This is a genomic window from Hungatella hominis, from assembly GCF_014288005.1.
GTDB lineage: Bacteria > Bacillota > Clostridia > Lachnospirales > Lachnospiraceae > Hungatella > Hungatella effluvii.
In genome coordinates, this window is record NZ_JACOPB010000012.1 from 93,794 (window position 1) to 115,475 (window position 21,682).

General features: G+C 51.2%; 19 protein-coding genes and 1 pseudogene. 15 read left to right on the forward strand and 5 right to left on the reverse strand.

Translation table 11 applies throughout. From position 1 onward, the window contains the following. Positions 1 to 40 precede the first annotated feature (40 nt). The 7 genes from H8S75_RS21945 (at position 41) to H8S75_RS21975 (ending at position 8,484) form a co-directional block, all read left to right on the forward strand. Positions 41 to 1,057, forward strand: coding sequence for an ABC transporter permease (locus tag H8S75_RS21945; RefSeq protein ID WP_432764199.1), 1,017 nt, complete (start codon positions 41 to 43; stop codon positions 1,055 to 1,057). A gap of 11 nt (positions 1,058 to 1,068) precedes the next feature. Further along, on the forward strand, positions 1,069 to 2,001 hold the full coding sequence (locus H8S75_RS21950) for an ABC transporter permease (protein WP_187023382.1): 933 nt from the start codon (positions 1,069 to 1,071) through the stop codon (positions 1,999 to 2,001). A gap of 39 nt (positions 2,002 to 2,040) precedes the next feature. Continuing rightward, positions 2,041 to 3,108, forward strand: coding sequence for an ABC transporter ATP-binding protein (locus tag H8S75_RS21955; protein ID WP_243270390.1), 1,068 nt, complete (start codon positions 2,041 to 2,043; stop codon positions 3,106 to 3,108). Beyond that, positions 3,105 to 4,085, forward strand: a complete 981-nt coding sequence (locus H8S75_RS21960) for an ABC transporter ATP-binding protein (protein ID WP_279288701.1) — start codon at positions 3,105 to 3,107, stop codon at positions 4,083 to 4,085. Before H8S75_RS21955 ends, H8S75_RS21960 begins: the two co-directional genes overlap by 4 nt. Positions 4,086 to 4,195: 110 nt before the next feature. After that, positions 4,196 to 4,879: a FadR/GntR family transcriptional regulator gene (locus H8S75_RS21965; RefSeq protein ID WP_187023383.1), complete on the forward strand. Its 684-nt coding sequence runs from the start codon at positions 4,196 to 4,198 to the stop codon at positions 4,877 to 4,879. 101 nt (positions 4,880 to 4,980) lie between these two features. Next, positions 4,981 to 6,165, forward strand: a complete 1,185-nt coding sequence (locus H8S75_RS21970; protein WP_002605699.1) for a trans-sulfuration enzyme family protein — start codon at positions 4,981 to 4,983, stop codon at positions 6,163 to 6,165. Between the two features lie 30 nt (positions 6,166 to 6,195). Beyond that, entirely contained in the window at positions 6,196 to 8,484 is a 2,289-nt protein-coding gene (locus tag H8S75_RS21975) for an alpha-galactosidase (RefSeq protein WP_187023384.1), read from the forward strand. A gap of 77 nt (positions 8,485 to 8,561) precedes the next feature. Here the strand turns inward: H8S75_RS21975 and H8S75_RS21980 are convergent, their stop codons facing one another. The 5 genes from H8S75_RS21980 to H8S75_RS22000 all read right to left on the reverse strand — a co-directional run bounded on the left by H8S75_RS21980 (position 8,562) and on the right by H8S75_RS22000 (position 13,444). Beyond that, positions 8,562 to 9,311 carry a phosphotransferase family protein gene (locus tag H8S75_RS21980; protein WP_187023385.1) on the reverse strand — a complete coding sequence of 250 codons (750 nt, stop codon included), beginning with the start codon at positions 9,309 to 9,311 and terminating at the stop codon, positions 8,562 to 8,564. 146 nt (positions 9,312 to 9,457) lie between these two features. Next, positions 9,458 to 11,368, reverse strand: a complete 1,911-nt coding sequence (glgB, locus tag H8S75_RS21985; protein WP_187023386.1) for a 1,4-alpha-glucan branching protein GlgB — start codon at positions 11,366 to 11,368, stop codon at positions 9,458 to 9,460. A gap of 4 nt (positions 11,369 to 11,372) precedes the next feature. Continuing rightward, entirely contained in the window at positions 11,373 to 12,707 is a 1,335-nt protein-coding gene (locus tag H8S75_RS21990) for an alpha-amylase family glycosyl hydrolase (RefSeq protein WP_187023387.1), read from the reverse strand. A gap of 25 nt (positions 12,708 to 12,732) precedes the next feature. After that, the gene (locus H8S75_RS21995; RefSeq protein ID WP_002605693.1) at positions 12,733 to 12,951 is read right to left on the reverse strand and encodes a YaaL family protein; all 219 of its coding nucleotides are present in this window, start codon (positions 12,949 to 12,951) and stop codon (positions 12,733 to 12,735) included. A 76-nt stretch (positions 12,952 to 13,027) separates the two neighbouring features. Next, the gene (locus H8S75_RS22000; RefSeq protein ID WP_117632659.1) at positions 13,028 to 13,444 is read right to left on the reverse strand and encodes an ArsR/SmtB family transcription factor; all 417 of its coding nucleotides are present in this window, start codon (positions 13,442 to 13,444) and stop codon (positions 13,028 to 13,030) included. A gap of 357 nt (positions 13,445 to 13,801) precedes the next feature. Between H8S75_RS22000 and H8S75_RS22005 the strand changes: the two genes are divergently transcribed. The 8 genes and pseudogenes from H8S75_RS22005 to H8S75_RS22040 all read left to right on the forward strand — a co-directional run bounded on the left by H8S75_RS22005 (position 13,802) and on the right by H8S75_RS22040 (position 21,656). Then, a complete protein-coding gene (locus tag H8S75_RS22005) occupies positions 13,802 to 14,326 on the forward strand; it encodes an A24 family peptidase (protein ID WP_187023388.1) in 525 nt (174 codons plus the stop codon). Positions 14,327 to 14,351: 25 nt separating this feature from the next. Further along, a pseudogene (locus tag H8S75_RS22010) lies at positions 14,352 to 15,334 on the forward strand (P-loop NTPase family protein). Positions 15,335 to 15,440: 106 nt separating this feature from the next. Continuing rightward, on the forward strand, positions 15,441 to 16,625 hold the full coding sequence (locus tag H8S75_RS22015; protein ID WP_187023389.1) for a TadA family conjugal transfer-associated ATPase: 1,185 nt from the start codon (positions 15,441 to 15,443) through the stop codon (positions 16,623 to 16,625). After that, positions 16,615 to 17,352 (forward strand): type II secretion system F family protein, encoded by a 738-nt coding sequence (locus H8S75_RS22020; protein WP_187023442.1) that lies wholly within the window; start codon positions 16,615 to 16,617, stop codon positions 17,350 to 17,352. The genes H8S75_RS22015 and H8S75_RS22020 overlap by 11 nt, the downstream gene beginning before the upstream one ends. A 2-nt stretch (positions 17,353 to 17,354) precedes the next feature. Further along, entirely contained in the window at positions 17,355 to 18,590 is a 1,236-nt protein-coding gene (locus H8S75_RS22025; RefSeq protein ID WP_187023390.1) for an immunoglobulin-like domain-containing protein, read from the forward strand. Between the two features lie 17 nt (positions 18,591 to 18,607). Then, positions 18,608 to 18,790 carry a Flp1 family type IVb pilin gene (locus H8S75_RS22030; protein ID WP_002605686.1) on the forward strand — a complete coding sequence of 61 codons (183 nt, stop codon included), beginning with the start codon at positions 18,608 to 18,610 and terminating at the stop codon, positions 18,788 to 18,790. Position 18,791: 1 nt separating this feature from the next. Further along, entirely contained in the window at positions 18,792 to 20,672 is a 1,881-nt protein-coding gene (locus H8S75_RS22035; RefSeq protein WP_187023391.1) for a DUF5702 domain-containing protein, read from the forward strand. 18 nt (positions 20,673 to 20,690) lie between these two features. After that, positions 20,691 to 21,656 (forward strand): TadE family protein, encoded by a 966-nt coding sequence (locus tag H8S75_RS22040; protein ID WP_187023392.1) that lies wholly within the window; start codon positions 20,691 to 20,693, stop codon positions 21,654 to 21,656. Positions 21,657 to 21,682: the final 26 nt, after the last annotated feature.

Here is a 21,682-nt window from a genome sequence, read left to right on the forward strand (position 1 = left end):
CGGCATAAATCAATGGATTACGGCAGATGGATTACGGCAGATGGATTACGACAGATGGATTACGACGAAACGCATGAGTCAGAAACAGGATGGGAGGTTCAAGATGGTAAAGTATATTTTGAAGAAGATAGGTTATATGATTGTTACACTCTGGGTAATTCTGACAATAACCTTCTTCCTGGTCAGCGTCATACCGGGCGATCCGATGCAGGCGGACACCAAGGTGCTTCCCGAGGCTGTGGTGGAGAACCTAAAGGCCCGCTGGGGGCTGGATAAGCCGATGGGGGAACGGTATGTTATTTATTTGAAGAATCTTCTTCACGGAGAATTGGGAGAGTCTTATAAGACTCCGGGTCTTACTGCGAATCAGATTATTAAGGACCGTTTTCCGGCTTCTGCAAGGCTGGGGATTCAGGCCGTGGTGTTAGGGCTGGTTCTAGGTCTGCTTCTGGGAATTCTGGCGGCCTTTCACCGGGGGACGTGGATCGATTTCATTACGATATTTATCGCCATCGTGGGGGTATCCATCCCAAGCTTCGTTTTTGCCGCCCTGCTCCAGAAATACGGCGGCGGAGATTATTTTCCAATTGTCGGCTGGGTGTCTCCGGGGATGAAGATTCCCGAAATTTTCCGTTATACGGCGCTGCCGACGCTGGCGGCATCGATCGGCGGCCTGGCTACGTATTCGCGGTTTATGCGGTCCTCGGTGCTGGATGTGCTGAGCTCTGACTATATCCTGCTGGCCAAGGCCAAGGGGCTGTCCAACTGGAAAATCATTACACGCCACGTGCTCCGCAACAGTATCACTCCGATTATTTCGATCGTGGCGCCGCAGGTGGCGGGAATCGTGACGGGGTCCTTCGTGATCGAGAGAATTTTCTCCATACCGGGTCTGGGCCGTTACTACGTGGACAGCGTCAATGGCCGCGATTACCCGATGGTTCTGGCTACGACCATATTCTTTTCCTTCATCTTCATTCTTTCGATTGTCGTGATGGATATTTTATATGCAATCGTTGACCCGAGAGTCCGTAAGGGCATCATTGAAGGAAAGTAAGGAGGAGAGCCATGGAACAGGGAAATGAAATGACAGTAACAAAGGATCTATTCCGGCGTGTCGGGGTGGATGAACAGAAATCAGAGTCCGTGGTGCGCCCCAGTATTTCTTACTGGCAGGACGCGGTCCGGAGATTAAAACAGAATAAAGTAGCTATGATTAGCCTGGTGGTGCTCTTGTTAATTCTGGTGATGTGCGCCATAGGGCCGTATATTTATCCCCACCCGTTTGATGAGCAGAATATTGAGTTTACGAATCAGACGCCCTCCTTGCAGCACTGGTTCGGACTGGATGATCTGGGACGGGATATCTTCGCGAGAATCTGGATGGGGGGAAGAATCTCCTTAACGATTGGTATCGTGGGCGCAATCGTGTCACTCGTCATCGGCGTTTTATATGGCGGCATCAGCGGATACTGCGGCGGTCTTGTGGACGATATCATGATGAGAATCGTGGAAATCCTGGTGGGAGTGCCGTACATGGTGGTGGTTATTATCATGTCCGTGGTGCTGGGAAAGGGCATGACCTCCCTGCTGATCGCACTGTGTATCACAAGCTGGACGAATCTGGCGCGAATCGTGAGGGGACAGGTGCTGGAACTGAAGGAGAGCGAATACGTTCTGGCAGCCCGGGCGCTGGGAACGCCTCCTCTTCAGATCATCGTAACGCACCTGCTTCCCAATACATTGAGCCTGATTATTATCAATACAACCTTTTCCATACCATCCTTTATCTTTGCGGAAGCGTTTTTAAGCTTCGTAGGTATGGGAATCCAGCCGCCGCTGACAAGCTGGGGTGCTATGGCCGCATTGGGCCAGCAGCAGATGTCCTACTATCCTCATGAGCTGATTTTCCCGGCGCTGGCAATCTCTGTGACCATGCTGGCATTTAACCTGCTGGGCGATGGACTCAGGGATGCATTTGATCCGAAACTGCGCCAGTAGCACTGTTTGTGAATAATAGAGGAAAGGCAGGCATCACCTATGAGTCAACCATTACTTGAGGTTAAGAATTTAAAGGTTTCATTTCATACATATGCCGGGGAGGTACAGGCGGTCCGGGGCGTGGATTTTACGCTGGACGCTGGAAAGACCATGGCAATCGTCGGAGAGTCCGGAAGCGGTAAAACGGTGACTTCCAAGGCGGTTATGGGGCTGATCGCCTCACCCCCGGGAGAGGTAAAGAAGGAGAGCAGCATTTTATTTGAAGGCACGGATATTTTAAGGTTTACGGAAAAACAGTGGCAGGATTACAGAGGCAAGGATGCGGCCATGATCTTCCAGGATCCCATGACATCTCTGGATCCGACCATGAAGATCGGGCGGCAGATTATGGAGAGCATCGTGGAACACCAGAAGGTGGGAAAACGGGAAGCCATGCAGAGGGCCGTGGAGCTGCTTAAAAAGGTGGATATTCCCAATCCGGATGAGAGAGTGCATCAGTATCCTTATGAATTTTCAGGCGGAATGCGTCAGAGAGTGGTGATCGCCATCGCGCTGGCCTGCAATCCGAAGCTGATGATTGCGGATGAACCGACTACGGCGCTGGATGTTACGATTCAGGCGCAGATCATCGGACTGCTGAAGGAGATACAGAAAGCAAACAATACATCGGTTATCATGATTACCCACGATCTGGGAGTTGTGGCCGGTATGGCGGATACGATCGCGGTTATGTATGCGGGATGCATTGTGGAATATGGCAATGTCTTCGACATTTTCAATGCGCCGCAGCACCCGTACACCAATGCCCTGTTAAACGCGGTACCCAGGCTGAATGTGGAGAACAAGGCGCAGCTGGAGGTAATTCCGGGGACACCGCCGGATCTCATATCGCCGCCGAAGGGCTGCGGATTTGCCACAAGGTGCAAGTACTGCATGGAAATCTGCCGTCAGGCGCCGCCGGAATATACGGAGGTGTCAGATACCCATAAGGCAGCCTGCTGGCTCCATCATCCGATGGCCAGGGAGGCATTTGATTGCCACGGTGACTCGTGCGCAGAGCGTGCGAGTGATCGTTACGATTATATAAGGAGGGTTTTTGAATCATGACAGGGATGGATAAAGATAATCAGAAACCCATGGTCCATGTGGAACATTTAAAGAAGTATTTTCAGGTGCGGAAAAAGGGGATTTTAAAGGCGGTGGATGACGTGTCATTCGACATCTGCGCCGGGGAGACCCTGGGGCTGGTGGGGGAGTCGGGATGCGGCAAGACGACCTGCGGACGAACCGTCGTAAAGCTGTATCCGGCCACTTCAGGGACTATCGAGTTTGACGGAAGAGATGTGAGCCAGTTAAAGACGAAGGATGAGATAAAATGGTTTAAAAAGAACGCCCAGATCATTTTCCAGGATCCTTACGCCTCCTTAGACCCGCGAATGACGGTGGGCGACATCGTGGCGGAGGGCATGAAGAACCATGATTTATATCCGGGTAAGGCGCGGATGGAGCGGGTGCATGAGCTGTTAAGCCTGGTGGGGCTCAACAAGGAGCATGCGAACCGCTTCCCTCACGAATTTTCCGGCGGACAGCGTCAGAGAATCGGCATTGCCAGGGCGCTGGCCGTGGACCCGAAGTTTATCGTCTGTGATGAACCCATTTCGGCTCTGGATGTGTCGATCCAGGCTCAGGTGGTCAATTTGCTGGTGCGCCTCCAGAAGGAGCTGGGGCTGACGTACCTCTTTATTGCCCATGATTTATCCATGGTGAAACACATATCCGACCGGGTGGGCGTCATGTACATGGGACATATCGTGGAGCTGGCATCCAGCGCGGAGCTGTACCGGAATCCGCAGCACCCATATACGAAGGCACTGCTGTCGGCAATTCCCGTACCAGATCCCGAATTTGAGCGCTCGAAGACACTGATTCCGCTGGAAGGCGAGGTGGGAAGTCCGATCAACTGCAAGGAGGGATGCAGATTTGAGAAACGGTGTAAATACGCCACGGAACAATGCCGCAGCGTGACACCGCAGCTTAGGGAAATCGAGGCGGGACATTACGTTTCCTGCCATCTTTTGAACTAGTACCTTTCGGGGTAAATACGCCGGAAGGCACTGGTGCAAAGGGTGTTGATTGACAGTCTCTGTTTATTATGATATGGTTAAAAAAATATTATTTTAAGAGAGAGAGCACGATGGTTAATAAGATAAAGAGGACTTCCCTCCAGTCCGAGATCATACGGTTTATTCTGGATTATATCAGAGAACATGATTTAAATCCGGGGGACAAACTTCCCTCGCAGGAGAACCTGCTGGCCATGATGGGGGTCAGCAGGACTTCCCTGAGGGAGGCCATGAAGACATTGGAAGCCAGGGGGATTCTGGAGATTCAGAATGGGAAAGGCGCCTATGTGGGTGGTTTGGTGGATGCCGACGGTGTACAGGTCATTGATTTCACACAGGAAAAGGAACGTCTTCTGGAAGCGCTGGAAGTGCGCAAGATAATGGAACGGGAGATTCTGCGGATGCTGATTCACACCATCACCGACGAGGAGTTAAAGGAGCTGGGAGAAATTAAGGATATACTGATGAGCAAATACCGGAGAGGCCTGCAGCAGACGGCGGAGGACAAGAAATTCCACTATACCATCTACCGGCTCTGCCATAACCAGGTGATGTATCAGCTGATCCTGTCCTTAAACAATGTGATGGAGAAGTTCTGGGAGTTCCCTCTTAATATGGAGGACCCGTTTCTGGAGAGTATTCCGCTCCATGAGGAACTTTATGAGGCTATCTGTGAAAAGAATGTAAGGAAGGCCCAGTCCATCAATGACAAGCTTTTAGAGGCAGTTTACAGAGATATCAGACAACAGCGGTAAGGGAAATCGGATAAGGCTTCAGGGGGCGGCAAAGAAGGAAATTCGTGCTCTCCTGCGTAAACCTATCACATAGCATATAGGTGTTGGAAAGGGGATATGAAATGACAGATCAATCGGAGTATTTAAAAAGTGATAAGCTGGTGACAGCCCATTATGGGGAGGAATATGAGCATTATTATAATGCCGTTGTTCCTCCGATTTTTATGAATTCACTCAATGTATTTGAGACCATTGATGATTACTATGACAGTGACAAGACGGACAAACATACATACTGTTATGGGAGAGTGCAGAATCCGACGGTGCGGATTCTGGAGGACAAGGTGGCGGCTCTGGAGCACGGGACCGGCGCACTGGCGTTTGCCTCTGGCATGGCGGCGGCTACGACGGCGGTTCTCACTGTCTGTAAAACAAAGAGCCATGTGGTCTGTATCCGGAATGCGTATGGACCATTAAAGACATTTCTCAATGAATACTGCAGGGAACACCTGGATATGAGCGTCACCTATGTAAAAGGGGATGAGCCGGAGGAATTTGAAAATGCCGTTACGGATCAGACGGATCTGATTATCCTGGAGAGCCCTTCTTCTGTCGTACTGTCCCTTCAGGACATTCAGGCGGTGTCTGGGACAGCGAGGAAACACCACGCTTACGTCTATATTGACAACAGCTTCTGTACGCCGATTTACCAGAAGCCGCTGGAGTTGGGGGCTGATATTGTGATGCACACCACCTCCAAGTATATGGGCGGACACAGCGATATTATTGGAGGTGTTCTCGCCGTGAAGGACGAGGAGCTTATGGCGCGCCTGAGACAGCAGAGGGAGCTCTTTGGAGGAATCATCGGTCCGATGGAGGCATGGCTGATCATACGCGGTCTGCGGACGATGGAGGTGCGTGTGGAACGCCATCAGGCGACAGCCATGGATATAGCGGCGTTTTTAGAGAACCATCCGAAGGTGAGAAAGGTCTATTATCCGGGACTTTTATCCCATCCGCAGTATGAGCTGATGAAGCGGCAGCAGAGCGGAAATACGGGGCTGTTGAGTTTTGAGATAGAAGGCAGCGCAGAGCAGGCCAAGGAAGTGGCAAAGCGGCTTAAGCTGTTTAAGATCGGCGTTTCCTGGGGCGGTTTTGAGAGTCTTGTCTGTATGCCGCACGCGAGACAGGATGAGGAGGCGTGCCAGTTTTTGGGAGCAGATCAGAATGTGCTGCGAATTCACTGCGGACTGGAAGGCGCAGACGTATTGAAGGCGGATTTGGAACATGCGCTGTCCTGTCTGTGACAGAGTGACGAAAGAGGGGGATTGCAGGATATGGCTATTGTTTTTCACGAGAGAACGGAAGAGTTCCACCTTTATAACCGGGAAATCAGTTATATTATGAAACTTCTGCCTGACCGCTCTGTCGGGCAGCTGTACTATGGAAAAAGGATTCGCGACAGGGAAGACTATGGCCATATGCTGGAATATGCGGTGAGAGATATGGCGCCGTGTCCTTTTGAGGGCGATAATACATTTTCCAGGGAGCATGTGCGGCAGGAGTATCCGGTGTACGGAACGGGGGATATGCGTTATCCGGCTTACCGCATTGCCTGCGGAAATGGAAGCAGGATAACCGGATTTACCTATGCAGGGCACCGCATCTTTGCAGGAAAAAAGCCGCTTGAGGGACTGCCGGCCACGTATGTGGAGGATGACGGGGAAGCCTGTTCTCTGGAGCTGTATTTAGAGGACAGCCTGATCCGCGTGCGGCTGGTGCTGAGTTATACTATTTACAGTGATTTTCCGGTGGTTGCCAGAAATGCCCGGTTTGAATGTCTGGAGGGGTGCCAGGGAATCCGGCTGGAGCAGGCCATGAGTCTGAGCCTCGATCTGCCGGACAGCCGCTATACGATGCTCGATCTGGCGGGTGCCTGGGGGCGGGAGCGTTATCCCGACTTCCATCCGCTGCACCAGGGGATACAGTCGGTTCACAGCATGAGAGGCCACAGCAGCCATCAGTTTAACCCATATCTGGCTCTGCTGAGGCCGGATGCGGGGGAGTCGGCGGGGGAAGTCATCGCGGCCGCCCTTGTATACAGCGGTAATTTTCTTGCCAGTGCCGAGGTTGACACCATGGGGACAACGAGAATCATGGTTGGTATACATCCGGAGGGATTTTCCTGGCCGCTGGCAGCAGGGGAGAGCTTCCAGACCCCGGAGGCGGTGCTGGTCTATTCTGACAGGGGCTTAAACGGAATGAGCCAGGTGTTCCACCAGCTGTTCCGGACCAGACTGGCGAGGGGGTGGTGGAGAGACCGGGAGCGCCCTATTTTAATCAATAACTGGGAAGCCACCTATATGAAGTTTCAGGAAGAGAAGCTTTTGAACCTGGCGGAAAAGGCCAGGGAGGCCGGTGTGGAGCTGTTTGTCCTGGATGACGGGTGGTTTGGCCGCCGTGACGATGACACTTCTTCGCTTGGGGACTGGTATGCGGACCGGAAGAAGCTGCCGGACGGTATCGAAGGGCTGTCGGAGAAAATACGGGCCATGGGGCTTTCCTTTGGTCTCTGGTTTGAGCCGGAGATGGTCAATCGGGACAGCCGCCTGTATGAGGTGCATCCGGACTGGGTGCTGGGCAGTGAGGACAGGCCGCGCTGTGTCGGCCGCCACCAGCTGGTTCTGGACTTTTCGAAGGACGAGGTGATTGATTATATCGGCGGATTGATGGAGGACATCATCGGGCGGGGGCATTTAAGCTATATCAAATGGGATATGAACCGCAGCATCACTGAGGCGTGGTCTTCAGGGAGGGATGCCGCCTTTCAGGGAACCGTCATGCACCGGCAGATTCTGGGCGTCTACCGTCTGTATGAGCGGCTGATTCGCAAATTCCCTCACGTTCTGTTTGAATCGTGTGCCAGCGGCGGCGCGCGGTTCGACCCCGGAATGCTCTATTATGCGCCGCAGACATGGACCTCAGACGACACGGATGGAGTGGAGCGAATAAAAATTCAGTACGGTACTTCTTACGTTTACCCATTAAGCTCCATGGGCAGCCACGTCTCCGCGGCTCCGAACCACCAGACACACCGCCGTGTTCCGATGGAGACACGGGCAGTCTGTGCGTATTTCGGTACCTTTGGATATGAGATGGATGTAACGGCAATCTGTGAGGCGGAGCTTGAACAGATGAAGAACCAGAGTGCATTTATGAAGGCAAACCGCAGACTGATTGCGGAAGGGACCTTTTACCGGTTAATCAGTCCCTTTGAGAATGAACGCAGCGAGGCTGGCTGGATCGTGGTCTCTCCGGACAAACGGGAGGCGCTGGCGGCTTACTTCAGAGTTCTGCAGCCGGTAAATGCAGGATTTTGCAGGATGAGGCTTTTGGGGCTTCTGGAAGAGGGGGAGTATGAGATACGGGAACAGGGAATGGCGGAGTTTCCATACACATGCTACGGCGATGAACTCATGAATTACGGACTGATTCTGTCGGATCAGGCCAGCGGCATTAAGACGGCGGGAGTGCGGCAGGGGGATTATCTTGCGAGGCTGTTTGTGCTGACGGTGAGAGACGACGGTGGCAGTGAGGAACAGAAAACACGAGTGATGTCGGAATAGATCAAGCTGCGGGGAATACAGCAAAAAACCTCCGGGAGAATATCCCGGAGGTTTTAAATTTCGTTTAATCTCTGATTCTACTGATAATCGCAGACATTCGCCCATTTCTGAAGTAATTCAATCTCTTCCGGACGTTTCTTTGACAGCTGAGCCGCAGCTACGATCGGCAGCCATGTCTGTACGTACTTCTTTGCAGTACCGGTCTTCTTGCAGAAAATATCCATGTACATATCCGCTTTTTTCTGATCCTGTAAGCAGAACAGAAGGTAGGTTCTGGCAACATCTGCACTGGCGTTACCCTGAGTTGCATGTACCCAGTCGAGAACACACATGGAGCCGTCTTCTCTTACGACGATATTGGTCGGGTTAAAATCACCGTGGCATAACTTGGTATGCTTCGGCATGCTGTCCAGCTTGGTGCGCATGTCATAACGTGTAATATCACTTAACTCTTCAGTCTCAAGAATCTGTCTGGACATCTTATCCTTCAGCTTGTTTAACAGAGGACAGTGTTTGGAAAGAATATTCAGATGAAGATCAACCATCTGTTCCATGTACTCTGGAAGCTTGTCAGGGTTCTCGTCCATAAGCTGCTGGAGGGTTTTGCCTTCAATGAAGTCAAACGTAATGGACCACTTACCTTCAAATACACCGACTTCCAATACCTTTGGTACGTCAATTCCGCCGGTTTCTTCTACACGCGCGGTAATCAGCGCTTCATTTAATACTTCCGCCTTCGGGAAATCCGCGTTGAAAACCTTAATCGCCTTGTCTCCGTCACGATATACTTTTTTTGTTGCTGTTGTTGCAATCAATTCTGCTGCCATATATAACCTCTCCTTCCATCCTTGAGTCTAAACTATGTAGTAGTTTTGGTTCTTTTATTTTACTACAAATTCCATAAAAAGTACAGATATTCCGGTAAAAAGTTCTGAATATTTTGCACACAATTTACATAAAACTAAAAATATTATCAAAAACGGAAAACTGCGGTTCCGTATGCAGGAAGCGAATAAGCGATGGAATAATCCTGACCGTCGCACTCCTTTTTTACGGAGCGGAATGCAGGGGCCTTGTCGCCCCGTTTGTAGAGGCCGTGGCTGTTATCCAGCACCAGGGTATAGGTTCCGCGTTTCGGCACGCCTACACGGTAGTCAGGCCGTTCCACCGGAGTGAAATTGATGACAAATAAGAGGCTCCGTTTGTGATCGCGGCTGTAACGGACGAAACTGAAGATGCTGCGGTCTCCGTCGTTGGCATTGATCCACTGGAAACCGTCCCAGTCGTAATCCAGTTCATAGAGCGCCGAATATTTGCGGTAGAGCTGCAGTAAATCCTTCACGTAGCTCTGTAAGCCGGCATTCTGCGGCTCGTCGGTCAGGTACCAGTCCAGCGCAGCCTTTTCATCCCACTCGTGGAACTGGCCGAAATCCTGCCCCATAAAGAGCAGCTTCTTGCCCGGGTGACCAAGCATAAAGGTGTAGCCCGCTTTTAAGTTGGCAAACTTATCCTCTAAAAGGCCCGGCATCTTGTTGATCATGGAGCACTTCAGATGGACGACTTCGTCATGGGACAGCACCAGAATATATTTTTCACTGGTAAAATAGGTGAGCCCGAACGTCATCTTGTGGTGGTTGTATTTGCGGAAATACGGGTCCAGCTTCATGTACTCCAGGAAATCGTGCATCCATCCCATATTCCACTTAAAGGTAAAGCCAAGACCCTCATCCTCCGGCTTCCCGGTGACTTTCGGCCATGCGGTGGACTCTTCCGCGATGACAATGGCGCCGTTCCCGCGGTCTGCCATCACACTGTTTAAATGCTTGAAAAATTCAATGGCTTCCAGATTTTCATTGCTGCCGTAACGGTTGGGAATCCAGCTGCCGTTCTCCCGGCCGTAATCCAGATAGAGCATGGAGGCGACGGCATCCACCCGGAGTCCGTCTACGTGGTATTTTTCCACCCAGTAAATGGCGTTGGCAATGAGGAAATTGTCTACCTCATACTTGCTGTAATCAAATACCTTGGTTCCCCAGTCCGGGTGCTCCCCTTTTCTGGGATCGGCGTATTCATAGAGCGCTTCTCCGTCAAATTCAGAGAGACCGTGCGCATCCCGTGGGAAATGGGCCGGAACCCAGTCCAGGATGACGCCGATTCCTTTTTTGTGCATGTAATTGATAAAGTACATGAATTCCTGAGGCGTTCCGTAGCGGGAGGTAGGGGCGAAATAGCCGGTGACCTGATACCCCCAGGAGCCGTCGTAGGGATGCTCTGCGATTCCCATTAACTCCACGTGGGTGTATCCCATGTCGGTCACGTAATCGGCCAGCTCCTTTGCAGCTTCCACATATGTATAGCAGCCGTCTTTTTCCGGTCTGTTTTTCCTGCGCCAGGATCCGAGGTGAACCTCGTAAATGCTCATCGGGGCGTTCATAGGATCGGCACTTCCGCGTTTATCTATCCAGGCGTCGTCTCCCCACTGGAAGTCCGAGAGATCGGTGGTAACGGAAGCGGTGCCGGGGCGGTATTCCGCGCTGAATGCATAGGGATCTGCCTTGAATAAGATTTTGCCGCTTTTCGTTGTGATGGCGTATTTGTATAGCTCTCCTGCAGCGATGCCAGGGACAAATGCCTCCCAGATGCCTGAATCGGCCAGAGGCGTCATCGCATTTGCCTCCGGGTCCCAGCTGTTAAAGTCGCCGACGACACCGATCTGCTCCGCATGAGGTGCCCAGACGGCAAAATACATGCCGTTTTTGCCCTTATATTTTTTCGGATGCGCGCCCATTTTCTCAAAGATCTCATAATGTCTGCCGTTGTTGAAGAGATAACGGTCCACTTCCGTGATAAATCCTGTCCCAATTTCCTTTTTGCTTCCTGCCATAAGTTTAGCCCTCCGTAATCTTTAGAATAACCCCCCGGTTTGCCGGCAGAGTTACCGTGATTTTCTGATCTGTAACGGGATACTCCTCCCCGTCGAGAAGATTTACCGCTGTGGTGCCGCTTACCGGGCATGGTATGGCGACGGATACATCGGCTCCGTCGTTGTTTACCGCGGTAATGACGGCATGTCCCTGATGGAACCGTGCAAATGCGTACTGCCTGTTGGTGAGAAGGAGCTCCTGATACCGTCCCCCGTGGAATTCAGGATTCTCATCATGAATGGTTCCCAGTCTGGCAATGAGATCTGTCAGGCCGCAGTGAAGTTTTTCCTCGTCTGCGATGGTGATACGAGGCCGGAGCGCATCATCGCTCGTCTTTGTCCGCCTGCCTTCAATCTCCCATTCTCCTCCATAATAGATGGAAGGAATTCCGGGAAGCGTGAACAGGAGTGTATAGACAGGATATAAATGCTCCGGATCGTTTAGTTTGCTGGCAATCCGGTCCTCGTCGTGGTTGTCTACAAAGGCGTAGAGCCTGCCGCCGATGGCCTCGAGACGCCTGACATTATGGGCTATTTCGAAGTAATTGTGGTCGTTGTGACCGGAATAAATGCTTTTGTGCAGCTCATAATTGGTGACGGAATGAAGCATCTCATCATTCACCCATCTGCTGTAATCGCCGTGAATCACCTCGCCCATCAGCCAGAAATCATCCTTCATGGCGGAGGTCTGGCTCCTTAACTCCTTCATGAAGCCAAAGTCAAGCACATTGGCACAGTCGAGGCGGATTCCGTCGATATCGAAGGTATCGACCCAGAACCGGATCGTATCAAATAAATACTGTTTTACATCGGGATTCCACAGATTCAGACAGGGCAGTTCGTAATGGCCCTGCCAGGCCTCATAGCCAAAGGAATCTCCCAGCGGACTGTTCCAGCCGAAGTTCACGCCCTTATACCAGTCACGGTAAGGAGAACTCTCCCGGTTTGCGGCAATGTCCAGAAATGCGAAGAACTCCCGGCCTGTGTGGTTGAAAACTCCGTCAACCACCACTTTGATGTCCGATTCATGACACAGGGAAACGAAGTTTTTGAAGCTTTCATTGGTTCCCAGACGGCGGTCTACCGTGCGGTAGTCCCGCGTGTCATACCCGTGTGAGGAGGACTCAAACAGTGGCCCGATGTAAATGGCGTTACAGCCAAGTGACCGAATATGAGGAATCCATTGATCCATTTCCTCAAAACGGTCTGTAACGTCGGCTCCGGAATTCTCTTTCGGCGCCCCCGTTAACCCTAAGGGATACATATGATAAAATACCCCTTTTTCATACCACTTGCTCATATATTTATCCTCCAGTGATAAAAGTTTATACCTCCCGGCTCTTGAAGCGGCGCAGAAGGAACTGATAACGCAGCTGTGCCGCGTTTAGTTCATAGATATAGCAGTCAATCAGCGTGGGATCGACTACCTGTTCAAAATGGTTTCTTGCCGAATCAATGGCTGTTTTAGAACGCTCGATCTCCCGGCGTAAATTTTTTTCTTCCTCGGAACGGACCAGCCGTTTTCTGAATATCATGTTTTTCATCGTATTTCATCTCCAGATTTTAATAAGTCAACAGTTCTACTATAGAAAATAGTATATCTGGAAAATACCAAAATATTCATAAATTGCCTGCATTCATTGGCGAAGGCCGCTCTTTGGCAGAAGAAAGCAGTTCCTGGAGATAAGTCCCCAGTCTGCGGAGTTCTTTTGTGCTGTCTGCGATCGTCAGATAATAGTAGTTGGAAGTGCCTTCCCGGCGAACATTCACCAGTCCGGCGTCTTTTAAAATCTTTAAATGATGGGAAATGGCGGGGCGTGATAAGTTGGTCTGCTCCGTAATCTCCTTTACATTCATGCCGTGGGCTCCGTCGGGGCGGTATCCCTCCAGCGAAGCGGCGATGTTCGTCTCATGATCGTCATAGAGACCGGTGCTGGCAAGCACCCCGATGATGGAAAGTCGGACCTCGTCGCCAAGAGCAATAAACAGCGGCATGCAGTCGCGAAAAAGCTTGTTAAAATCGCCGGCTTCCAACATGTAAATTCCTCCTTTGGTTTAAAAAAATAAACTAACTGTATTTTACCATTTTAGGGAGAGAACGTCAACAAAATGAAGTGGAAAAAGCCGGGGGTGAGATGGAAAAAAAGTCCATTCTATCAAGGCTTCACAGTTATGTAAAGCAAATAAATGTATACAGTATTTTTGTGGAAAACAGGTTGACTTTTAGCTTCGGATTGTGCATAATTAAGAAACATTCTTACCCCCATTCAGAGGGCAGATATGATTCACAGGGTCATAGAATTCTTTTTATGACTGCAGCGCCGATATTCCGGCACAATTCCCAGTTTTGATAAAATATAAAGAGAGAAAGAGGGGGATTTTATCGCTCAAAATTTGATTTTGCTGTTGGTGTTGGCCGCCGGCGCCTATTACGATGTGCGGGAGCACCGGATTCCCAACTGGTGGGTAGCCATTTCCATGGTCTGTGGGATACTTCTTGCCATGGTGGAGTCTGGAGTGCCTCCGGAGACGGCGGTATATTTAAAAGAGGGCGGGCTGTTTCTGGCGCGTATGCTGGCGGTGACCGCACTGTTTTTTCCACTGTTTTTCTTCCGCATGATCGGAGCGGGAGATGTCAAGCTGGCCGCGCTGATCTGCGGCTACTCAGGCTTTACCGCAGGAGCCGCGGCGATCGGCCTGGGATTTCTTATCGGGGCCTTCTGGTCTTTTCTGAAGATGATGGTGAAAGGCAGCTTTCACGAGCGATTTGGCCATCTCACAGCCTATATCAGGCGCATTTACCATACAAAAAAAATAACGGCCTATTATGATTTTGCCAGGGACGGGGCGGAGGCGGTAATCCCTCTGGGAGTCTGTCTGCTCTTTGGGACCATGGCATTCATCATGATACCGGGATAGGAGCGAAGGTGTGACAAACAGGATTATGGCGGTCTACGACGTGGACCCATTTTATGCCGACCGGTTTGCAGATTTTGTAAACCAGAAGGAAAAGGTGCCTTTTACCGTCATGGCGTTTACGACGCTGGAAAGGCTTAAAAATTATGCCATGGAGCATGAGATTGAATTGCTGCTGATTAACAGTACTGTGCCTAAGGAGGAGATTGACCGCCTGGGAGCGGCCAGGGTGGTGACGCTGGCTGACGGGGAGACGGTGCCGGTCGATGGACAGTACCCGAGCGTCTATAAGTATCAGGCTACCGATAATCCATGCGGGAGGTAATGGCATGTTACTGTGTGGGGGCGATTCAGCCTGCGCTTACCGCGATTGGGAATGTCGGTGATATCATCGGTGTGTACTCCCCTGTCAACCGCTGCTTAAAGACCTCCTTTGCGCTGACTGCGGGCCAGCTTCTGTCCAGAAAATCACGGGTGCTTTATGTAAACTTAGAAGACTGCTCCGGACTGGAAAAGCTGTTTGGGGAAGAGCATAAGGCGGATTTGTCCGACCTGCTGTATTTTTACGGACAGGGAAATTACAGCTGGGTACGGCTTAGCTCGGTTATCTACTCCTGGGGGGATCTGGATTACATACCGCCGGTGCGGTATCCGGAGGATTTGTGCCAGATTACGGCCGAGGATATGGCAGATCTGCTGACGCGGATTGCAAAGGAGAGCGCCTACGATATCGTGGTGGTGGATTTAGGACAGTTTGGGAAAAAGGCCGCTTCCGTGTTGGAAGTATGCAGTACGGTCTTTATGCCGGTGAAGGATGACTGCATGTCTGTGGCAAAGGTGGAGGAATTCGAAGAGTACTTAGTCCGTTCAGGGCATGAGGCGCTTAAGGAGCGGATTCAGAAGATTAAGCTTCCGTATCACAGCAGTTTTGGAAGAAAGGAAAACTATCTGGAGCAGCTGCTGTGGGGAGAGTTAGGGGATTATACGAGGCAGCTGTTGAAGGGGAGGTAATCGTAGTAACGGAACAACAGGAAAAGAACGAGAGAAAACGGCAGTCAGGTGACAGGGGGCATAAGCGATGGATCAGGAATTATGAAAGGAACTGAGGCAGGAACTGATGACGGTTCTGGAGGGACAGAACCATATCAGTGACGAAGAACTGTATGAGCTGATTGACGAACGGATTCTGGAATACGGGCAGGCCAGATACCTGCCATTAAAAGAGCGGGTGGACCTGCGCAGCAGCCTGTTTGATTCCTTCCGCAGGCTGGGAGTGCTGCAGGAGCTGGTGGATGACCGTGAGGTGACTGAGATTATGGTGAATGGACCGGATCATATCTTCATCGAACGGAAGGGGCATGTGGAGGCGTGGAACAAAGGCTTTGAGAGCACGGAGCAGCTGGAGGACATGATTCAGCAGATTGTCAGCCGCGTCAACCGTACCGTGAATGTCTCCCGGCCGGTAGCAGATGCCAGACTGCCGGATGGATCCCGTGTACACATCGTCCTGCCGCCCATTGCATTAGATGGTCCTGCGGTGACGATCAGAAAGTTTCCGGAGCCGATTACGATGGAGAAATTAATCAGGTTTGGCTCGGTCAGCGAGGAGGCGGCTGTATTTTTAAAGAAAATGGTGACGGCGGGGTATAACATTTTTATCAGCGGAGGAACGAATTCCGGGAAAAGCACGTTTTTAAATGCGCTTACCGCCTGCATTCCGGCAGAAGAACGATTGGTTACGGTTGAAGATTCCGCGGAACTGCAGATCCGTGCCGTTCCGAATCTGGTAAGACTGGAGGCCAGAGGGCCAAACGCAGAGGGGGAGGGCGCCGTCACGATCGCAGATCTGATTCGCGCGGCGCTCCGTATGAATCCGGACAGAATCATTGTGGGGGAGGTCCGGGGAAAGGAGGCGCTGGACATGGTTATGGCCATGAATACGGGGCATGACGGCAGCTTGAGTACGGGACACGGCAACAGCCCGAAGGACATGCTGTCCAGACTGGAGACGATGATGTTAATGGGGGCCGAACTGCCTCTGCCGGCGATCCGCAGTCAGCTGGCTTCGGCTCTTGATATTCTCGTGCATTTGGGGAGACTGAGAGACAGGAGCAGACGGGTGCTTTCAATTGTGGAGGTGGATTGTTATGAAGAAGGGGAAATCAGGCTTCATTCCCTGTATGAGTTTGAGGAAAAGACGGATGAACGAAAAGGTCCGGACGCGGCCGTCTCCGGATGCCTTAAGAAAACCGGAGCGCTTAAGCACACGGAAAAACTGCGGGCAGCAGGCATTGTGTTATGACAGGTACCGGCTGTCCGCCGGGGAATGGTTCCAATATGCGGCGGCAGGAGCCGGTTTTGCGGCGGCCGTGTCCTATGTATTTTACCGGAGTCTGCCGGTATTTATTCTATTGAGTCCGTTCGGACTGTGTTATCCCCTGATCAAGAAGCGAGATCTAAAAGAACAGCGTTTAAAAAAGCTGAATCTGGAATTTAAAGAAGGGATTCTGATTCTATCCTCCTTTCTGAGCGCCGGATACTCGGTGGAGAATGCATTTTCAGCCAGTGTGAAGGAACTGGTGGTCATGTATGGACCTTCCGGCATGATGACTTTAGAATTCAGCCATATGGAGGGACAGATCCGCATGAACCGCCCGGTTGAACAGGTGTTGAGGGAATTCGGCGACAGAAGCGGACTGGACGATGTAAGGAATTTCGCCGAGGTGTTCGCCGCGGCAAAACGAAGCGGGGGAGAACTGGTCTCGATTATTAACCACACTTCGGGTGTGATTCGTGACAAGATACAGATTCAGGAAGAGATTGCAACAATGACGGCTGCCAAACAGTTTGAACAGAAGATTATGAATCTGATTCCTTTTTTTCTGGTACTGTACGTCGATGTCAGCTCACCTGGATTCTTCGATATGATGTATCAGACTGGTGCAGGGAGAGGGATCATGACGGGGTGCCTGGTGCTCTACGCGGCAGCGTATGCTTTGGCAGGAAGAATTTTGAGAATCGAGGTGTAGCAATGGGGAAATCCGTGAAATTTCCGGTTCCAAAGTTTTCTGTGGCCTGTGCAGCGGCTGGAATCATACTGTATGCAGTATTACTGATTTTTCAGGGAGGCAAATGGGTGCCCGTATCTTCCTTGCAACGGGCGTCCCACGGAGAAGGGGAACTCCTGTATGAGGTTATGGTTCGGGAGTTGGGGGAGGAAGGGCGGGAAATACCGGTTACGATACCGGTGAGAGACCGGCAGTATTCAGACGAGGAGGCCAAAACACTGTATGATACGGTACTCCCGGAACTGACAGACCGGATTCTGGGCGGAAACGAATCACTGGAGGCGGTTCGCGGTGATTTGGATTTAGTGCGTGTGTTGGAGCCCTACGGCTTAACGGTCCGCTGGGAATCCGAGAACGCAGAACTGGTGGACTCCTTTGGTACCGTGGTAAACAGTGGTGTTTCGGAGGAAGGGGAGACGGTTTGGTTAAAAGCAGTCTTAACGGATGGAGCCCATACGCAGGAATACGACATACGGGTGACCGTGATGCCGCCGGTCTTAAACGGGGATGAGCAGCTTAAGGAAAAGGTCATGGAAGCGTGCCGCCACCTGGATAACAGGCAGAAGACAGAGAAAGAGCTTCTTCTTCCGGAGGAAGTGGACGGAAAAAAGCTGAGCTATTACCGGGAGCGTGATACAGACTATACGGTGATCCCTTTTTTGGGAGTTCTTCTTGCCTTTTTGTGGGCGGCGCGGGAGAAAATGAAGGAGCAGAATGCAAAAAAACAGCGGGAGCAGCTTTTGCTTCTGGACTATTCTGAAATTGTATCAAAATTCATGGTATTTATCAGCGCTGGGATGACGATACGGACTGCCTGGGAACGGATTGCCGTGGGATATGAAAACACGGTCCAGGGAGGAACACGGAAGCCGAGGCCTGCCTATGAAGAGATGTGTCATACGATTTCCCAGCTAAAGAGCGGAATGGCCGAGAGCAGGGCATACGGTGAATTTGGGCGAAGGTGCGGCCTGCAGCCCTACGTTAAGCTGGCAGCACTGCTGGAACAGAACCGGAAAACCGGCAGTAAGAATCTTAAAGCCGCATTGGAGCTGGAGATGGTGACTGCGTTCGAACAGCGGAAAAACCTGGCGAAAAAACTGGGAGAAGAAGCCGGGACAAAGCTGCTGCTGCCGCTGTTTCTAATGCTTGGCGTTGTTATGGTCATGATGGTAGTGCCTGCGTTCTTGGCTTTTTACTGAGAAGGGAGGTGAATGGTATGGAAAGGATAAAGAAAGAGCTGGCTGCATTTTTGAAGGAAGAGGATGGCGTGGGAGTAATTGAGATTGTCTTGATTCTGGTCGTGCTGATCGGTCTTGTAATCATCTTTAAGAAACAGATTACAACCCTGCTGAACAATGTATTCAAAGAAATCAACAGTCAGTCGAAAGAGGTATATTAATATGCGCAAAAGCGGGCAGATAACCGTATTCTTAAGTCTGGTTATGCTGTGCGTCTGCAGTCTGGTGTGCGGGCTCGTCGAGTCCGCCAGGACCGCAGGGGCAGGCTGGTATCTGAAGATGGCGGCAGATTCCGCCATGGATTCTGTATTCAGCGGCTATCACCGGGCGGCATGGGAGCAGTACCGGCTTTTCCTGCTGGAATACGAAGATGAGGACGAACCAGGCAGTACATGGCTGAAGCATATGGAGCCTTATATGGAAACCCATGGCTGGTATCCGGCTGTCATTCAGTCCGCCTCGGTCAAAGGGATTTCCCATATTACTGATGAGCACGGAGCCAACCTTAAGCAGGAGATACAGGATTACATGCGGTATGGAATCTGGGATACTGTGGCGGAGGAATCCGAAGCGGAAACTCTATGGAAGGAACTGAAAGAGGCGGAATCCCTGCAGACCGTTTCAGAGGCGTACAGCGGCCACGCGAGGGAGGCGGCACGCATGGAACGTGCGCTTGAAGCCATATGGAAATCGCTGGAGAACCAGGAAGAGTATCGTAAAAAGGCCGCCGCCAGGCTGTCCGGCTGGGAAGGATCCGGTTTTCGGACCGCCGCAAAGCAGTTAAAAAAAGAGGCGGAGCGCCTTCCGGGGCTGATAAAGACCTACGAAAAGAAAGCTGACGAACTGGCTGCACATCTGGAGAAAACGAGGGCGGACACAGAGCAGCAGAGGGATGATTTAAGCGAAGGTATACGGAGGGCCATGGAGGAGGAACTGGCCAGCTATGAGTCATACATTTCTGAGAACGGAGAGAAGCGGAGGGAGATAGAAGCCATGCTCCCCGGGACAGAAGGAAATGCAGGGCTGATCGACCGTGCGGTGGAGCGGTCTTATGAGGTCGAAGAAATTATTGATGAATGGGGTGACGAGGACGAGGGAGATGGGCCGGATGAGGATGCATTATGGGGATCTGTTGAGGCTGTCTGGAATAGAGTGAAGATACCGGAGCTCTCCTTTCGGGCGGGGCTGAAGGAACCGGAAAAGCAGAATCTTCTGGAGCAGATTCAGCAGATGGCGGGACTGGATCTGTTGATGTTAGTCCTTCCTGAAGGGCAGGAGGTTTCTAAAGGTGTGATTCAGACAAGGGGACTTCCATCGGCAATGCATACAGAAGACATTTTGAAAGATAATTTTCTGGAACGCATATTGACAGATGAATATATAGGCAGATTTTTCACCTGTTTTTTGTCGGCTGACCAGAAGGAGGTGCGTTATGAGCAGGAATATGTGCTGGGAGGCAAATCAACAGATGAAGAAAATCTGAAATTCGCCGCGGCGAAAATTCTGGCAGTGCGGGAAGGACTTAATCTTATACATATCTTGTCAGACAGCCAGAAGAGAGAGGAGGCGCGTGCGCTGGCTGCGGCAATTACCGGTATTACCGGGACCGCACCGCTTACAGGGATTGTAGCATTCTTTGTTATGACAGTATGGGCTCTGGGGGAAGCGGCGGCAGATCTAAAGGCTCTTCTGGCCGGAGACAGAGTTCCGCTTATAAAGACGAGGGAGACGTGGAAACTGAATTTAGACGGACTTCTGACCCTGGGAGAACAGGGAAAAGTGGAAGCAGGACAGGAGACGGGGGAGGGAAAACGCTATGAGGATTACTTAAAGATGCTGCTGTTTATAGAACCGGCAGAGCGTCTATATTATCGGGTGATGGACGTAGTCCAGATAAATCTCTCCAGAAAACAGCCGGATTTTACCATGGAACGGTGCGTGTACCAGGCTGAGATTGTTGGCACTGGCACTGGAAAGCATCTGTTTTGGCTGGGTGGGGATCCACGCTATACCATGGAAGTACATACGGACAAAGCGTATTAGAACAGGAGGCGAAGGATAATGCCCTTTTTACAGCGGCCCTTATCAAAGGATTTTAATAAAAAAAGATCAGTTACTCTCCAGGTACGAATCCCCCTTGAGATTTACGGCCTCCCTGTAAAGAGGGTATTATCTTTCGCCTCCCCCCGGCATGTCTGGTACCGGCAGCTGGGAGACCGGCTTCGTGTGTGCGGCAGCATAACGGTAGAAGCCGCGCTGGCACTGCCGCTGTTCCTGTTTGCTATGATGCTCCTGATGATTCCGATGGTACTGATGAATGAGAACAGAAAAATACAGACGGAGCTGGAACAGGTGTGCGCGGAAATCAGCCAGTATGCGGGGGTGCTGTCCGATTCCACGCTGGAAAGCGAAGTCTATAAGAAAAGCGGAATTCCGGAGGAACTCATTGAGGATATGACGAAGACAGGCTTTCGCTTATATGCAGAAGGAAGGATAAGAAGCCAGATTCATACGGAGAAGGCAGGTCAGTTTTCCCTGACCGGCTCCCGGATTCTGGAGGACGGAGAAACCATAGACTTAATTCTCAGCTACCAGATGGTTCTTCCATTTCCTGTGTTTTGCATAAAGAGTGTGCCAATGACGGCCAGAAGCTGCAGAAGAGCATGGATTGGCAGAGACGGCGGTAAGGGGAAAGGGGATACCGGACAGGATATGGAAGATGAACTGGTCTATATCGGCAAGAGCAGTACCCGGTACCATAGAAACAGGAATTGCCACTATCTTTACAATCATATCAGCGTTATCTCTTTTGCAGATGCAGGAACTGTGAGAAATTCTGATGGAAGGAAGTATAAACCGTGTGCCAGATGCGGCGGCCTTGCGGGACCGGGAAGTTCTGTATATATCATGCCAAGCGGGGAGAGCTATCATGGCGACAGGAATTGCTCATCTATTGTCGCTTATGTGCGCGCAGTGCCGTTGTCGGAGGTGGAATATCTGGGGCCATGTTCTTATTGCGCAAAATAGAGAAGGACGGGAAAGGAGGAGACTCA